The following is a 16572-nucleotide window of genomic DNA, read 5'->3' as shown; positions in this document are numbered from 1 at the left end:
TCCGTCTCATCGTATTTGTCGGACTGTATCGGATTTACCGATACTCTTCCAGAGCAAATACGGGTCTCGAACATGCGGAGCGGTAGGCTCCAATGATCGCGGTCAAGACCAAAGATCGTACGGCCGTCTAATTCAACCGCACGGTTGCGGCGCTGCCGCTAAGGTGAAGGCCGAGGCGACCCGGGCGGCACAATTTCTTAGACAAATTTGGCTGAGCCCTTGGATTCGTTAAACTTAACGAAATGATATCATGTCAGGTTCCCTTCTCATCATTGTATTGGTGGGGGAAAATAACTGTCATGTTGCAGTCATCCAAGCTGGAAGGCGCCGGCCGGCGTTTGTCGATTAAGGCAAAGTTTGTCGGGCTGGTCGTTGGGGCAACGTTTGTTTCGTGCCTCGCGGTGGGTCTTCTGAGTTACCAGATCGGAAAGAGCGGCCTGATCGAAGCAAGCAAGATGAGGCTGGAGTCGGCAGCCGGGAACCAGTCCAAGCAACTGGCGGCCTACCAGGAACGAGTTTCGCAGTCGCTTGCAGACCTCGCCCAGAACACCGCTATCGGCCAGGCGGTCGAAACGATGTCGAACATCATCCCAAGCGAAGCCGACAGCATCCGCGCGGAGTTTCAGAAGCCCGGGATGTCCGTCAGTGACCGCGCTGGTTTCGATGGCGCCGCGCTGAAGCTGCTCTATGCCGTGCATCACAGCGCAATCCACGGCACCCTCGCCAGCGCCTGGAAGAATTCCCGGGTCAGCGATATCTACGTCATCGACAACAACGGCCAGGTCGTCTACTCGGTCACCAAAGGGTCTGAACTGCTTCAGCCGGCTTCGAACCTGCCGCAGATCAACGAGCTTCTGAAACAGATTCAAGCGGCATCTCCAGATGCTGTGCATGTTTCCGAATTCGTCCCTTACGAGCCTGATGGCAACAAGCCCTCCGTTCTCATCGGCAAGCAACTTGCCGTGGCGTCCTGGGGTAAGACAGTCACGAAGGGAAGCGTGATCTTCCGCATCTCCGCCGAACAGCTTACGGGTATCGTGACTCCCGACGATTTCGGAAAATCGATCGACGAGGCCGTCCTGCTTGACGGAAAAGGCGCCTTCCGCAGCGGTTCCTTCGCAAACGGGATCTCCCACGATACACCGGCTGAACTGGCAAAGGCGGCGGCGGGCCAGACAAGTGGCTCGGAGTTCGTTACCGCTGGGGATCGCCCGCTCTTCTTCGCCTATCAACCGGTGACGCTGTTCGGCAAGCCTCATCTGCTGGCAATAGGACAGGGAGAAGGTCAGGTGCTCGCCGCTGCAAGATCGCTTGCCATCTGGGCCGTTCTGGCAACCGTTGCCGTCCTCGTGGGGATGGGTGGCGCCGGCACCTACATTGCCGCGCGCCTGACACGACCGCTGACCGACCTCGCAAAGCTGATGAACCGTTTGAACGAGGGCGACAAAGCCATCGTCATTGCCTCCGCTAGCCGTGGCGACGAAATTGGTGTCATGGCCAGAGCGCTGGAATCCTTCCGTCAGGGAGCTCTCGACAAGGAGCGCATGGAGGAAGAAGCTCGTCGAAAGAATGAGGAGCTGAACGAAGAACGCCAGTATCGTGAGGCGGAAAAAGCCGCAAGCGCGCGTGAGATAGAAGAGGCTGTTTCGGCATTGGCAACCGGCCTTGCCGCACTCTCTCGCGGCAGGCTCGACCAGCGCATCGTCAAGCCTTTCGGTCAATCCCTCGACCATTTGCGGCACGACTTCAACAATTCCCTTGCCGGACTGGAAGCCACAATTGCCGCGATCGGCAATAGCGTCGATACTATTCGCACGGGATCGAGCGAGCTGAAGACGGCATCCGACGATTTGTCTCGGCGTACCGAAAGACAGGCCGCGGCCCTTGAGGAGGCGGCAGCGGCGCTTGGCGAGATGACCGGGGCGGTCAACGCTGCCCTCACTCGCTGCGAAACTGCAGTGGATGTAGCGGCCCACACCTTGCAGGGCGCCCAGACCTCAACCACCGTCGTCCGCAACGCCATTCAAGCCATGGAGCGCATCGAAAGCTCTTCGTCCAAGATCCGCCAGATCATCGACGTGATCGACCAGATTGCCTTTCAGACAAACCTTCTTGCCCTCAATGCAGGGGTCGAGGCCGCCCGCGCCGGCGAGGCGGGCAAAGGGTTTGCCGTTGTGGCACAGGAAGTCCGGGAACTTGCGCAGAAGTCGGCAACGGCGGCGCGCGACATCGGCGCATTGATCACTTCATCTGCCGCCGACGTGGAGAATGGGGTTGCCCTGGTGCTCAAGACCGGTGAGAGCCTGGAACTGATCCAGGACAACGTTCAATCGATCAACGAGCACATCGGAGCGATCGTCGGCTCTTCGCGCGATCAGTCCGCTCGCCTCGGCGAGATCAGTTCCGCAGTCAACGGATTGGATCAGGTGACGCAGCAGAATGCCGCCATGGTCGAAGAAACCTCCGCCTCGGCTCATTCGCTGGCCGCAGAAGCTGAAGTGCTGAACGAGCAAATCAGCCATTTCAGTGTCAGTAGCGAAACCGCCGGGTCCAGCCGGTACGCCGCCTGACGCTTTTGCGGTATGGACCAGGGAACCCGCCTTTCGATATCTTCGATAGGCGGGGGTTCGACGCCGCTTTGCATTTCGGCCTTCCCGCAGATTAAAGCCGGGCAGATTGTTTCGGGGCCGGCGGAGACGCAGGCGCGGCGGGGGCTTATTGTCCGTTGCGGAGCGCGGGAGGCACCATGAACCCGCCCCTCGGCTTCGCCAAGGATATACGCACAGAACAAGCTCACCATTAAATATTGTGCACCGCAGCAACCATTCCCATATGGAAGGCGTTGTTGATTGTCGCTGCCGTCCCGGCACGGATTGTCAGGAGGCATTTATGCGATCGTTATCGGATACATTGGAACGGCTTGCGCGTTTTCGAGCACACAAAACCGAACCCCCGGGTCAACCGGGCCGGCTTCAGGACCTGCGGGATTTCGGATCGAATCCCGGGAGGCTTACAGGTAAAGTTCATGTGCCCTCCAATCGCGCCGAGCACCCTGCCCTCGTCGTCGTCCTGCACGGATGCACGCAAACCGCATCTGGCTACGATCATAGCGCCGGATGGTCGGCGCTTGCTGATCAGCATGGCTTCATCGTGCTTCTTCCAGAACAGACCCGTGAGAACAACGGCAACCTCTGCTTCAACTGGTTTGTGCCAGGCGACATCCGCCGCGATCAGGGAGAGGCCCGCTCGATCCGTCAAATGATCGATGCCGTGGTGTCGAAATACACGGTCGATCCGTCGCGGATCTTCATCACCGGTTTGTCCGCAGGCGGTGCAATGGCCAACGTCATGTTGTCCACGTATCCGGAGGTGTTCGCCGCCGGCGCGGTCATCGCGGGTTTGCCCTACGGTGTCGCATCAACGGTGCCGGCGGCCTTCGACCGAATGCGAGGGCACGGCCTCCCCGAAATTAAGACCTTGCAATCGAAATTGAAGGCAGCATCTCCGCATAATGGTCCCTGGCCCGTAGTGTCTGTTTGGCACGGCAGCCAGGACAATACCGTTGCGGAGATCAACGCCCGCGCGATCGTCGACCAATGGCGCGGCGTCCACGGTGTCGGCCCCCGGCCGGACTTTCACGAACCGATCGGTGCCCATTCTAAGGCAGTCTGGAAAAACCCGGAGGGACGCGAGGTCATCGAATATTTCAGCATTACCGGAATGGGTCACGGAACGCCTATCGACGCCTCCTCGGAGCTCGAAAACGCTGCGCCCTACATGTTGGATATCGGCATTTCCTCCACTTTTTGCTCGGCAAAGCGATGGGGACTGCTTCGCGACGATTTCGAACCCGCGCGGCGCGCAAGCGGCCCCGCGCCCCACCGCGAGGCTCCCTTCGCACAAGAAACGAGGGCAGCGGACGGCATCCAGCAAGTCATTGAGGATGCGCTTCGCAAGGCCGGGCTGATGCGCTAGAGGACCATACGTCCGGCGCCAGATATCGGCGCGCGTCCGCGTTCCTGGGCACCAGCCGCGTCGTCAGATATCGAAGTTGGTCGGCAACACGACGACATCGCGGATTGTCACATTTCGTGGCCGCGTCAACATAAAGATGATGGCGTCGGCCACCTCGGTGGGCTCGATCAGACTGCCAGATTCCTTAGCCTTCCTGAGATTTTCCTCCGGCCAGTCGGCAAGCAGCGCGCTGATCACGGGTCCGGGCGAGACCGAGCCGACGCGGATGCCCTTCTTGTTAACCTGACGCCGCACTGTCTGAACAAAACAGGTCATGGCCCATTTCGAAGCCGAATAGACAGGCTCCCAAGGGACTGGGTAGTGACCGGCGACCGAACTCGTCACGATAATATCGCCCAAGCCGCGGGCGATCATATGCGGCAGGACGTCATGGACATTCTTCATCACTGCATTGACGTTGAGGTTGAGCATACGGTCAATCGTCGCAGTGTCCGCCTCGATCAGATCGCCGCCGATATAGGTGCCGGCATTAGCATGGAAAATATCCAGTTGCCCGGTCAGCTTCTCGATGGAGGGCATAAGGGTCGCGCAACTGGCGGGATCGAGAAGGTCGATCTCCAGAGGTATCGCGGCGCTGCCGAGTTCAGCGCAGACTGCGTCCAAAGCCTTCCGGTCGCGATCAACGAGCACTACACGTGCCCCCTCCGCAATCATCGCCCGCGTGCTTGCTAGTCCTATGCCGGAAGCAGCGCCGGTAACCGCCGCGACCTTGCCGTCCAAATGCTCGCCCATATTCGTCTCCTCCTATCGATAAAAATCGAGATCTCGTGGCAACCTGGCCTCACCGCCGGCCCCATTGGTCCGCAACGTCCAGGCATTCCCGCCAGCCGACGACCCCGTCGGTTGTTCCAGCGCTTCTCAACGAACACGCGGCTGCGGCGTGACCGAGCCGCAGGCAGTCCTCGATCGTCCAATCCTCGTGTAGCCCGTACATAAAGCCCGCAGCAAAGGCATCCCCGGCCCCATTGGGACCGACAATTGCGTCTTGCGGCACCTTCACGGAGGGAACGAATACCCTCTCTCCCGACCGCAGGACCGTAATCGCGCCGTCGGGGAAATGGATTGTAACCAGCCGCATCGCACCTTGTTGCAGCATGGCCGCCGATGCGGCGGCGCAAGCATTCACATCCGTCCTGCCGTCTCTACTCGTTGCCATCTGCGCCAGCGCCCCAATTTCACTGTCGTTGACGATCAGCGTGTCGAGATGCGGCAGGCAGGGCAGGATCAGGCCGCGTAGCCGTTCCGGCGTGACCGTGCAGAGTTCGAGATTGGTTTCGAGGCCCGCGGTGCGGGCAGCTTTGAGCACGGTGACCCATCCGTTGGCGTCGTCCTGCCATATCGAATCCATCCGCGGGTGAATGCCGGGAAGACCGAGATGCATGTAACGGGCCGAGGTCGTCGAGAAGTCGAAATGCTCAGGACTCAGGAGCGTAGAAACGCCGAGGTCGGAAATATGCGTGCGCAAGCCGCTTGCCTGCGAAATGAAGGCCTCGGTTGTATGAGTGGGAGCTTGGTCGCTGACATGCATCTGTCGATGGTCGAGACCCGCTCGCTCGGCTTCCGCGATGAGCTTTCGCCCGGCTTCGTCGCTGCCCACCAGTCCGATGGTTTCGACCGGGATCGATGGGTCGAGCCTCTTGATGTCGATCGCAAGATTACAGGCCGGGCCGCCGCCGCGTTCCTCCAACCCCCAGGCGATACCAACGCTGTCCTCGCGGGGCCATGCGTCGATCCTGCGGTTTCGGTCCAGACACCAGGTACCGCCAGCGATGAAGCCACGCCTGCTCGTTCCGGCCATTGCTATCCTCCGGTGCCGGTGTCAATTCATAAGGACTTTTTCGGTGATGACCATGTCGTCGGAAAGCGTCCGCATCGGCGTCTGTCCGACGGCCTGCAAGGCCCCATGATAAGCCCTCACCGCCTCCTCTGGCCCAAGATCGCCATCAGCCACGGCGCGCATGAATTTCACCATGGCAAGTGGGTCTTCAGCGAGATTGATCTTGCGACCAAAGAGCGCCACGCGGGCACCATATTTCTCCGCCTGATGAATGAGTTCGAACGTGTCGCGCGCAGTTCCTGCGCCGCCGCCCAGCACGCCGACGATCAGGCTCGGGTCGTAGGACGCGAGTTCCTCCAGTGCCTTCGGCCCGTTGAACGGGATCTTCAGGAATTGCGGCCGCTGGGCCCGTGTCAGCCCGGCGAGCGCCCGGCAGATGCAGTCATTTACGAAATGGGGCTGGAGGTCAGGCGGAATACCGGTGTCGACATTCGGATTGAAGACTTCGAGGAAGTAATTGAAGCCGTTGTCGTCGGCGTCCTCCACGAAATCCAGGAAAGCAAGCAGGGAATTATAATCGGCATCGAGGTCGTTGTTGAAGGTGATCGAATAGAGGCCGAGATCGGTATGGCGCCGATTCACCGACAGCGACGCAGTGCGATAGGGCCGTGACGGCTGAGCGGCATAGCTCGCGCCGCGCCCCACCCAGATATCAGTCGCATCGTTGGCGCGGATGGCCGGCTTGACGCTGCTTCCGGCGAATGCGCCGCTTTCCGTCAACAGTTCGAGATTGGAAGCGGAGGTCAACATGATATCAACGATGTCCTGGGCGATCACGGCCTTGATTTGCCCGAGGAATTCCGCCCGCGTCCGGAAGCGCGTGTGGGAGCAATCCTTCTCGAGCTTGGGGCCGCACGAGGGGATGCTCGGCCCCATATCGCCATCCTTCGCATCCGCGATAATGAAATCCGTTCGCCTGTAGTTGCCGGCTCTTATTCTGGCAATTTTTGCATCAAACCGTGTCATGCGATGATCCTTGAGAAGATCCGAGGCCACCAGACTGGCGGCAGGAGAGTTTAAGAATAACCGTCACGCAATCATGTAACCGCCGTCCACCGGCATCGACAGGCCGTTGACCATTGCTGCCTCGTCGGAGAGCAGGAAAAGAATAACCTCAGCAATGTCGTCGGGATCTGCGAACCGGCCGACGGGAATGCGGTTGAGCATACCGGCTGCCTTTTCCGGATCGCTCCAGGCCTTCACGGCCATGGGCGTGAGGGTCACAGTCGGATGCACGCCGTTGACGCGAATGCCTTTTGGCGCAAGTTCCTTCGCCATCACCCTGGTTAGCCCGTCGAGGCCCGACTTCGAGGCGCAATATGCGGCGTGGTCGGGAATACCGACGAAGGCCGCGACACTGGATACGTTGACGATCGCGCCTTTTCGACCGTTTCTCACCATGTCACGAGCATATTCCTGCGAAACGATCATCGGAGCACGCGTGTTCACCGCATGGAGCAGGTCGAAGTTTTCGACCGTGACGTCCAGGAAAGGTTGCAGCTCGGTCGTGCCGGCACAGTTCACCAGGAGATCAGCCGGCAAAGCCTGAAGGGCTGCAGCGCGCGTTGCGTCAGGATCGGCGAGATCGACGGCGATCGGAATACATCCGATTTCACTCTTCAGTTCCTCAAGGTCGGCCGCCGAGCGCGACAAAGCCGTCACCTTGGCACCGCGCCGCGCCAGCATCACGGCGGTCGCCCTTCCGATGCCCTTGCCGGCCCCCGTCACCACCACGTGTTTGCCTGAAAAATCCATGGAAAGAACCCTCCCTACCAGCAGGTGAAGCCTGCATCCGCCTTGACGGTCGCGCCTGTGATAAGGCTCGATGCGTCGCAGGCGAGAAAATGCACGACCGATGCGATTTCATGCGGCTGACCCAACCGGCCCATTGGTGTGTCGCGGATCCAGACATCCGTCCATGAACTGTCCACAGCGGTTCTCGTCATTTCCGTCTCGATATAGGTCGGTGCCACTGCGTTGACCCGCACGCCGCGTGAGGCCCATTCGGCCGCTAGCGAGGCCGTCAGATGATGCACGGCGGCCTTCGACGCGTTGTAGTAGGTCTGAAGCTGAGGCCGATTGACGATATACCCAGACATCGAACCGATATTGACGATCGAGCCGCGCCCGGCCTTGAGCATGTAGCGCCCGAAGGCGCGGTTGCACCAGAAGACGCCGTTGTAGTTGACGTCGTTGACATTGAGCCAAAGCTCATCCGACGTCTCTTCTGCGGCGGTACCCGTGCGGGCAATTCCCGCATTGGCGACCAGCGCGTCGATGCGGCCATGCTTTGCGAAGATATCGGCCGCGGCTTTATCGACTGCTGCGGAATCGGTGACATCAAGGACTAAAGCGTCAACCTCGATACCCTTGCTGCTCAAGGCTTGCCTGCCCGATTCCGCAACCGCAGGGTCACGATCAATGATGGTGACGCGGCTGCCCGCCTCGGCAAGCGCTTCGGCGCAGGCAAGGCCGATGCCGCGTCCGCCGCCGGTCACCACAGCGATCTGGCCATCCATCCGGAATTTCTCGAGAAACATGTCTTGCTCCGTGGCCGTGCAGAACTAGAGGCGCCGACCGCTCTTGGCATCGAACAGATGGACGCGGCCCGGATCGATCCGAAGCGAGATCGCCTCGCCGGGCGCCACCGAGATCCGGTCGCGAACAGCCGCCATAATGGCGTCGCCACCCAGATGCGCGAAGATCTGTGTTTCCGAGCCTGTAGGTTCGAGAACCGAGATCGTTGCCGTCAACCCATCGGGCCGCACGTCGATATGTTCGGGACGGATGCCGTATATCACGGCGTCACCATGGTTCTGCGTACCGGCCGGTACGGGCAGCATGGTGCCCGTGTCGCTGACGAAATTCAGCTGGCCGGTTTCCATCGACAATCTGCCAGAGATGAAGTTCATCGACGGCGATCCGATAAATCCTGCCACGAAGACATTCGCAGGCCGATCGTAGAGATCGAGCGGCGCGCCGATCTGCTCCACCCGCCCGTCGCGCATCACGACGATCTTGTCGGCCATGGTCATGGCCTCGATCTGGTCATGCGTTACATAGATTGTGGTGGTCTTCAGCCGCTGGTGCAGTTCCTTGATTTCGACCCGCATGGTGACGCGCAACTTTGCGTCGAGATTGGAGAGCGGCTCGTCGAACAGGAAGACCTGCGGATCGCGGACGATCGCGCGGCCCATGGCGACCCGCTGACGCTGCCCGCCCGAAAGCTGCTTGGGATAGCGATCCAGCAGCTTGCCGAGATCGAGGATATCGGCTGCTTTGCGGACCTTCGCTTCGATCTCGCTCCTTGGCGCACCCTTGAGCTTGAGGGGGAAGCCCATATTGTCGGCAACCGTTTTATGCGGATAAAGCGCGTAGTTCTGAAATACCATGGCAATGTCGCGGTCCTTGGGCAGGACGTCGTTGACCACACGCCCGCCGATCGCAACCGTGCCGCCGGAGATGGTCTCGAGCCCGGCGATCATCCGCAGCAGGGTGGACTTGCCGCACCCGGACGGCCCTACCAACACGACGAACTCGCCGTCTGCGATGTCTATGCCGACGCCGTGGATGACCGGCAGCGCACCATATTTCTTTGTAACGTCCTTGACTGTGACGTGAGCCATTGGAATCCCCTATTGCGGCAGCGCGATCTGCATCTTGACCTCACCCTTGGGGGCGGAAGCCGCGATCTCGAAAGCCCGGACGCTTTCGTCGAAATCGAACGTACGGGTGATGAGCGGCTTCACATCGATCGCACCGGAGGAGAGCATCGCGACACAGCGCGGAAAGACATGGGCATAACGGAAGACATGCTCCACGCGTGCCTCGCGCACCATGGCCTTGCCGATATCGTAGTTGACCGGATGGACCTGGGAACCGATGAAGACCACCCGTCCGCCGGGAGCAAGCGGGTCGAACACACCTTCGGCGGCCTTGGGATGGCCGGAGCATTCGAACACGATCTCGACGCCCCAGCCGTCGGTGGCGGCAAGTATTTCCTTGGTCAGGTCCTGCTTAGCGACGTTGATTGGCGTGATCGGCCCAAGCTTTGCCGCGAGTTCCAGCTTGGCATCGTCAATGTCGCTCACGAACACCCGAGCGCAACCTGCGGCAACGGCCGACAGGGCGGTTACCAGGCCGATCGGGCCGGCACCGATCACCAGCGCTATGTCGCCAGGCTTGACTTGCGCCTTGGTGGCAGCATGCACCCCCACTGCCAGCGGCTCGACCATTGCTGCTTCGGCAAATGACACATTGTCGGGCAGCTTGAAGGTGAAGTCGGCTGGATGGACGACAGTCGGTCTGAGCACGCCGTGGATCGGCGGCGTGGCCCAGAAACGGACGGCCGGATCGATATTGTAGAGCCCCATGCGGGTTGCGCGGCTGTTGGGATCTGGGATCCCGGGCTCCATGCAGACCCGGTCGCCCACCTTTAGTGAGGTTACATCGGCACCGGCCTCGATCACGGTACCCGACGCCTCGTGGCCAAGGATCATCGGCGCTTTCACCTGGAACACGCCGGTACCGCCATGCGTATAATAATGCACGTCCGATCCGCAGATGCCTACGGTGTGGAGCTTTATCCGCACGTCGCGCGGGCCCAGTGTCTCGTCGCGCTCGATCGGGAAATCGCGCAGCGACAGCTTCATCTTCTCTTCTAATACCAGCGCTTTCATTGTCTCTGTCCTATTTCCAAACAAGCCTCAGCCGCGCCATACGATCAGGACCGCGAGCGCGATGGCGAGAACATGGCAGACCATCAAGGGAATCGATTGTTCGAGGAACCGCATCCAGAAAAGTTCGAGTGCGACGAAGAGGTAGATCCCGACGAAGACACGGTCGAACCAGTTGGTGGTGATCGGCAGGAAGCCGGTTCGCGTGGGGGGCGCCGCCTCCGGTTCGGCATCGATCTGTCCAGGATCGAATGGCTCTTGCATGGCGTTACTCCTTGACCGCGCCGAAGGTGAGACCAGCCACGATATGACGCTGGACCACAGCGAAGATGATCAATGCGGGAATGAGAGTGATCACCGCGATCGCCGCCATCGCCCCCCATTCCGTCCCCGTTGTCGTCACGTATTCCGAAAGCCCTGTCGTGATCGTTCGCGCGTTGAAACTGGTCAGCGTCGCGGCGAGCAGGAACTCGTTCCAGGCAAAGACCCAGGTGAGGATCAGCGTCACCGCAAGACCCGGCCGGGCAAGCGGAAAGATCACCTCGTAGATCACCTGCCAGGTGGAGGCGCCGTCGACGGTCGCTGCCTCGTCGAGTTCCTTGGGAATTCCGTCGATGGTCGGCCGCAAGGTCCAGATCGCAAACGGCAGGTTGAAAGTGCAATAAAGCAGGATCATGCCGATCTTGGTGTCATAGAGTTTCCAGTCGCCAAAGGTGAAGACCTGGGTGAACAGGAGATAGAACGGCAGCAGGAACACGGCGGCAGGAGCCATGCGGTTGGTGATCGTCCAGAAGAAGATATTTTCCTTGCCGGCAAGCTCGAAGCGGGACAGCGCATAGCAAGCCAGGAAAGCCAGCGCAGTGACCAGGAGCGCATTCGTGGTGGAGATGATCAGCGAGTTGATCATGTAGCCACGCAGCGTCTCATTGTTGATGACGTTGACGTAATTCTTCCAGTAGATCGCATCCAGGATCACGCTCGGTGTCGTGAAGAGATCCACGGCTGGCTTCACTGAAACGACGAAGAGCCAATAGATCGGGAAAAGCGTCAACAAGCTCAGGAAAAACCAGAGCGCCAGGTAGAGTAGCGGATTGCCGCTTCGCATCAGAATGTCCTCTTGCGTTCGCGTCGAGCCACAAGGGCGACATAGAGCAGCCAGCACATCACGAGGGTGAGGTAGAGTACGATTACCGAGATCGCGGCGCCATAGCCGTAGTCGGTCTTCGGGAAGACGATCTTCCAGATATGCAGCCCCACATAGCGGGTCGCAGCGCCCGGACCTCCGGACGTCAGCATCCAGACTTCATCGACAGTGCGCAACGCATCCATCAGGCGAATGAAGACGGTCGCAAGAATTGCCGGACGGATCATCGGCAGCGTGACGTGCCAGAAGATCTGGCGGCGGTTGGCCCCGTCGATCTGCGCCTGTTCGAACGGCTCTTTTGGAAGGGCAAGAAGCGCTGCAAGCAAAGTCAGCGTCACGAGCGGCGTCCAGTGCCAGATGTCCATGATGACTGTCAGCGCGAAGGCGGCGGTGGCATCGCGGCCGATGTTGAGATCATAGCCAAACCAGCTTTTCAGAAGATAGGGAATGATACCGATACTGGGGGTCGTCATCAGCCGCCAGACCGAACCGACAACGATCGGCGCGACAATCAGCGGCAGCGTGTGGATCGTTCGGAAAAAGCCGCGTCCGGGAAACTCTTTCATGAAGAGCTGCGCCAGCAGATAGCCCAGTGCGACTTCGCTGATTACCGCAAAGAAGGCGAACTTCATCGTGAAGGCGATGGAGGTCAGGAACTCGGCATCGAAGACGAGACGGCGGAAGTTATTGGCGCCGTTATAGATCATGTCAGGACTGGCGCCGAATGGGTTCCATTGATGGAACGACACGTAGAGCACATAGATGAACGGGATGATGCCGAAGATGCCGAGAATTGCGATCGTCGGGGCAAGCATCAGCCAGCCGACAGTATTTGAACGCATGAATTCGTGCTCCCGAGGATAGCCCTGCAGGTCAACGGCCTGCAATGTCAGACACTGCACCCGGATGGCGGTCTTGGGAGATGCCACCCGGGCGCAGGCTCTTATCGGTCTTATTTGCGATAGCCGAGGTTCTTCAGCTCTGCTTCGGCCGCCGCCGCCATCTGGTCGAGGCCTTCGTCAGGACCCACCTCCCCGAGCAGGATTTTATAAAAGATCGGCGCCGTGGCCTCACGCACCTGCGCATGGAAGGGGAAGGGCGGAGCACCGGCGAACAGCTTCCCCTGATCCTTGAGCATGGTGTAGTAGCCGTTCAGCTTCTTATCCATGGCAACGACCTTGGGGTCGTCATAGGTTGCCGTATTGGTGATCCGAGGTGCTGCGACTGCCCAGTCTGGCTGGACCGAATCCTCGCCGATAAACTGCAGGAAGAGTAGTGCCGCCTGCTTGTTCTTGGAGGTGACCGGCAGGCCGAAGGCGCCGCCGTCATAATAGCCGAGATACCCTTTGCCAGCCTCGACCTCCTTAAGAACATCAGGCTCCGTGGGCGGCAGCGCAACACCGACTTTACCGACGACCTTGGACTTTTCGGCATCCGACGCGATCCAGGCGGCGTTCTCGCCATAAACGAGGCCCTGTGCGACGCGGCCAGCGGCAAATGTCGTACCGACCTCCGTCCAGGTCGAAGCGGCGGATTCAGGCGGAGCGATATCGCGCAGATGCAGCCAGTATTTCATGGCGGCCTTTGCCTTGTCGCTGTTCATCTGGCCGCCATTGGCAACTGACGCGGCGTAGTTGTTTTTAGCGTCGATACCCCAGTTGTAGAGGCCGTATGTGGGAGCGATCGACTCGAAGAATTCGTACCAGGATGCCGGATGACCGGTATGCGCCTGGGCAGTTGTCCCCCAGAGCTCCATCCCGCTGTCCTTGCCGTATTTCGTGAAGAAATCAGCAATCTGCGTATATTCCTGATGAGTCTTGGCCGGAGCCAGTTCCTTGCCGGTTTCCTTCTTGAAGGCTTCCTTGATCTTCGGATCGCTGAAGAGATCCGTACGGTAGAGATAGACCTTGATGAAGGCTTCCATCGGAATGCCGAAAAGATCGCCTGAGGCGTTCTTGAAGTAATTGGCGAAGGTCGTGAAATGCGTTTCGTCGAATTCCGGCGCCTTCAGCGAAGGGTCGTCCTTCAGCGATTTCGAGATGTCAACGAGGAAGTTGCGAGCCAGGTAGGCATAGATAATGTCCTGCTCGATATAGACCATGTCATAGATGCCGGTCTTGGCTTCCATGTCCTTGATGGCCTTGTCGTACATCTGGTCCCAGGAGGTCGTCTCGATCTGGACCTTGATGCCGGTCTTCTTCTCGAATTCCGGCGCCAGCACGTCCTTGATATAGTTGGACGGCGGCGTGCTTTCGGTCACGCCGCGCAAGACGACGCCTTTGTATTTCGCACCAGCATCCGACCAAAAATCGGCTCGTGCGGGCATTACGCCGGCAAGAAGACTGAGCGTAAGCGCGGCAATTCCAATTCCACTCTTCTTGATCATAGTTCCTCCTCCTTGTGCCTTTGCACCGCTTGCGGCAGCTGACCGGCAAGCATGTTCCCACGCCCGACATGTGTCGGTTCCTCCCGAATTCCGGCAGCGCGGCTCCTCCCGGCTTCCGGATACGGTTCGCCTTTTAGGATTGCGACCCTTGGATTGCTTCCAGGCCTCGCTCCAATTGGCGTGAGGGGAGCTTAGTGCTGGTTTTTTTGCCCCGCCACGCGTGGTTTGGCGGCGACCTATACTTTTTCGCCGACCGCCATGCCGGCGGAATATGCGCGGATATCACGAAAGGGGTCGCTTCTCGCCTTCGTGCCGATCTTGTGGGCATTGCGACGGTAATCGGTGGGCGTACGTCCACAGATCTTGAAAAACTGCCTGTTGAAATTCGCGATATTGTTGAACCCCACCTCGAAGCAAATTTCGGTGATGGGACGATAGGTCTGGGTGAGCAGTGAGCAGGCGGCATAGATGCGCGCAAGGATCACGTACCGCGCGAAGGTATGACCGGTGTGGCGCTTGAAAAAGCGCGAGAAGGCCTGCGATTCCAGACCACAGATCTTTGCGACTGAAGCCAAATTTATATCGTCACTGTAATGCTCCAGCACATAACGCATGGCGACATCCAGCTCCTGCGGCAGTTCCATCTCGGACGAAGTTGGCGCAAGCCGGGACAACCTGCGACGCTCAGCTGGATCGCGCGAAAGTGCGATCATCAGCTGCAGGAAAAGCAATACACGCTCGGCACCGTGAGCAGAGCCCATCTGCGCCAGCAGCCTCTGGCCTGCGAGTGCCGTCGCCCCGAAAAACTGCACGCCATAGACGGCGTCCTCATAAAGCGGCTTTATCGTTCCGAGCTCGGGGCAAAATGTGGCGACGCGATCGGCCCATTCGGGGGTGAATTGGATCAGCATGTCTCGGTTGCGGATCAGTTTGCCGGGTTCGATATCGCTGACCCAGTTGTGCGGCACATTCGGTCCAGTCAGCACCAGGCAGCCTGGCTCGAACTCACCGATATAATCACCCACCATCATCATGCCGGACGTTGTGCGGGTAAGATGCAATTCGTATTCGGGATGATAGTGCCATTTCGCCCGGAAGAAGGGATAATCGTGCATATTCCAGCGAAAGGATTCTGCCGGCGGGCAGATGATCATTTCGAAATCAGGTACGATCCGCAAATCGGCTTTCATGGAAATAACCTCCTCCCGACCGACAGGCCTCGGCCACTATGCCGGCATGCGCACCAAAAGAGCTGGTTCGTCGTTCGGCTCTCTTAGCCAATCGCAACTGAAGCAAGTGAGCACCGAGATCACCTTGAGCATCCGCCTTCTGGGTGCCGTTCTCCCCCTTATATGTTGCCGGAAGGAACAAATTAGTTCATTTGGTAAAGCTGTCAATGCTAATCTCACTCTCCCGGGTTTTCCGCGGCTGTTGACTGAATGGCGGTGAATTTGCCTATCGAAAGAGGCATCTGCTCGCTTCATCATCAAATACTCACCCCCCACGCGACGTGAATCTGCTTGACAGGGTCAGAAGATGTTTTATTTGTTGCGTAGTGCAACATAATGTTTCAGGGGGAAAGATGGGTCGGCTAGGTATTCATTCTTTCGTGTGGACGGGGGGACAAACCCAGTCGATGCTTGAGGACGCGATGGAGAAATCCGCCTCCTGCGGCTACAATCTCATTGAATTTGCCTATCTGCGACCGGAGAAATTCGATCTCGACGCCCTCGCCAAGCGAGCGGCTGCGCTGAAACTTGATATCGCTGTCACCATGGGCCTTCCGTTCAGCCACGACGTGTCGAGCGATGATGCCCAGGTGGTGCGGGCTGGCGAAGACATGCTAGCGGACGCGGTTCGCGCCGTGCGCGACATAGGCGGGAGCAAGCTCGGCGGCATCCTTTACTCCGCCCACGCAAAATACGCCCGGCTGCCAACAAAAAAGGGATGGGACAGCAGCGTCTCTGCCATTGCCAAGACAGCTGACCTTGCCCAATCCGCGAGGGTTGAGCTTGTTCTCGAAGTCGTGAACCGTTTCGAGACCAATCTGCTCAACACCACCGCCCAGGGCCTCGCCTTCATTGAGCAGGTAGGGTCCGAGCATGTGCGGCTACACCTCGACACGTTCCACATGAACATCGAAGAGGCCAACCCGGCAGCCGCTATTCGGCTCGCGGGCGACAAAATCGGCTATTTTCACATTGGCGAGAGCAATCGCGGTTATCTCGGCGACGGGGTCATCAATTTTGATCTGATCTTCGACGCGTTGCTCGACATCGACTACCAGCGCGACATCACGTTCGAATCCTTCTCAGGCGCTGTCGTCGATGAAAGTTTGTCGCTGGCCTGCGCGATCTGGCGCGACACATGGACCGAAAACATGCCGCTCGCGCAGCATGCGAAGCAATTCATCGACCTCAAGATGGATGAGGCGAGACGCAGGCGCGCCACCGTAGCGCGGCCGTGACGGCAAAGAGAGGCAAGGAGAATTGCC

Annotated in this window: 15 protein-coding genes; 3 read left to right on the top strand and 12 right to left on the bottom strand. The window is 59.2% G+C overall.

Features of this window, described 5'->3' with window-relative positions; translation table 11 throughout:
- The first annotated feature begins 299 nt into the window (after window positions 1–299).
- Window positions 300–2570: a methyl-accepting chemotaxis protein gene (locus tag C5L12_RS04975; protein WP_105370910.1), complete on the top strand. Its 2271-nt coding sequence runs from the start codon at window positions 300–302 to the stop codon at window positions 2568–2570.
- Window positions 2571–2889: 319 nt separating this feature from the next.
- Complete coding sequence (locus C5L12_RS04970; RefSeq protein ID WP_105370909.1) at window positions 2890–3975, top strand: extracellular catalytic domain type 1 short-chain-length polyhydroxyalkanoate depolymerase; 1086 nt, start codon at window positions 2890–2892, stop codon at window positions 3973–3975.
- Window positions 3976–4038: 63 nt separating this feature from the next.
- On the opposite strand, the gene C5L12_RS04965 is transcribed toward C5L12_RS04970, so the two are convergent.
- From C5L12_RS04965 to C5L12_RS04910, 12 genes are all read right to left on the bottom strand, one after another.
- Complete coding sequence (locus tag C5L12_RS04965; RefSeq protein WP_105370908.1) at window positions 4039–4767, bottom strand: SDR family oxidoreductase; 729 nt, start codon at window positions 4765–4767, stop codon at window positions 4039–4041.
- A 49-nt stretch (window positions 4768–4816) separates the two neighbouring features.
- Window positions 4817–5833: a carbohydrate kinase family protein gene (locus tag C5L12_RS04960; protein WP_105370907.1), complete on the bottom strand. Its 1017-nt coding sequence runs from the start codon at window positions 5831–5833 to the stop codon at window positions 4817–4819.
- Window positions 5834–5854: 21 nt separating this feature from the next.
- On the bottom strand, window positions 5855–6838 hold the full coding sequence (locus C5L12_RS04955) for a beta/alpha barrel domain-containing protein (protein WP_105371048.1): 984 nt from the start codon (window positions 6836–6838) through the stop codon (window positions 5855–5857).
- Window positions 6839–6901: 63 nt separating this feature from the next.
- Window positions 6902–7627, bottom strand: coding sequence for an SDR family oxidoreductase (locus C5L12_RS04950; protein ID WP_105370906.1), 726 nt, complete (start codon window positions 7625–7627; stop codon window positions 6902–6904).
- A gap of 14 nt (window positions 7628–7641) precedes the next feature.
- Window positions 7642–8412 (bottom strand): SDR family NAD(P)-dependent oxidoreductase, encoded by a 771-nt coding sequence (locus C5L12_RS04945; RefSeq protein ID WP_105370905.1) that lies wholly within the window; start codon window positions 8410–8412, stop codon window positions 7642–7644.
- A gap of 24 nt (window positions 8413–8436) precedes the next feature.
- Complete coding sequence (locus C5L12_RS04940) at window positions 8437–9498, bottom strand: ABC transporter ATP-binding protein (RefSeq protein ID WP_105370904.1); 1062 nt, start codon at window positions 9496–9498, stop codon at window positions 8437–8439.
- 9 nt (window positions 9499–9507) lie between these two features.
- A complete protein-coding gene (locus C5L12_RS04935) occupies window positions 9508–10551 on the bottom strand; it encodes an NAD(P)-dependent alcohol dehydrogenase (RefSeq protein ID WP_105370903.1) in 1044 nt (347 codons plus the stop codon).
- 27 nt (window positions 10552–10578) lie between these two features.
- Window positions 10579–10812, bottom strand: a complete 234-nt coding sequence (locus tag C5L12_RS04930; RefSeq protein WP_105370902.1) for a DUF2160 family membrane protein — start codon at window positions 10810–10812, stop codon at window positions 10579–10581.
- Between the two features lie 4 nt (window positions 10813–10816).
- Window positions 10817–11653: a carbohydrate ABC transporter permease gene (locus C5L12_RS04925; RefSeq protein ID WP_105370901.1), complete on the bottom strand. Its 837-nt coding sequence runs from the start codon at window positions 11651–11653 to the stop codon at window positions 10817–10819.
- Window positions 11653–12534 carry a carbohydrate ABC transporter permease gene (locus tag C5L12_RS04920; protein WP_105370900.1) on the bottom strand — a complete coding sequence of 294 codons (882 nt, stop codon included), beginning with the start codon at window positions 12532–12534 and terminating at the stop codon, window positions 11653–11655. Before C5L12_RS04920 ends, C5L12_RS04925 begins: the two co-directional genes overlap by 1 nt.
- A gap of 110 nt (window positions 12535–12644) precedes the next feature.
- The gene (locus C5L12_RS04915; RefSeq protein WP_105370899.1) at window positions 12645–14078 is read right to left on the bottom strand and encodes an extracellular solute-binding protein; all 1434 of its coding nucleotides are present in this window, start codon (window positions 14076–14078) and stop codon (window positions 12645–12647) included.
- Window positions 14079–14314: 236 nt separating this feature from the next.
- A complete protein-coding gene (locus C5L12_RS04910; protein WP_105370898.1) occupies window positions 14315–15268 on the bottom strand; it encodes a helix-turn-helix domain-containing protein in 954 nt (317 codons plus the stop codon).
- A gap of 392 nt (window positions 15269–15660) precedes the next feature.
- Here C5L12_RS04910 and C5L12_RS04905 point away from each other — a divergent pair, with 392 nt between their 5' ends.
- Window positions 15661–16545: a sugar phosphate isomerase/epimerase family protein gene (locus C5L12_RS04905; protein ID WP_105370897.1), complete on the top strand. Its 885-nt coding sequence runs from the start codon at window positions 15661–15663 to the stop codon at window positions 16543–16545.
- Window positions 16546–16572: the final 27 nt, after the last annotated feature.

This window comes from Neorhizobium huautlense, from assembly GCF_002968575.1.
In the GTDB taxonomy this organism is placed as follows: domain Bacteria; phylum Pseudomonadota; class Alphaproteobacteria; order Rhizobiales; family Rhizobiaceae; genus Neorhizobium; species Neorhizobium huautlense.
Note: the sequence above shows the minus strand (reverse complement) of the source record. Positions and strands in the feature narration are given on the sequence as shown.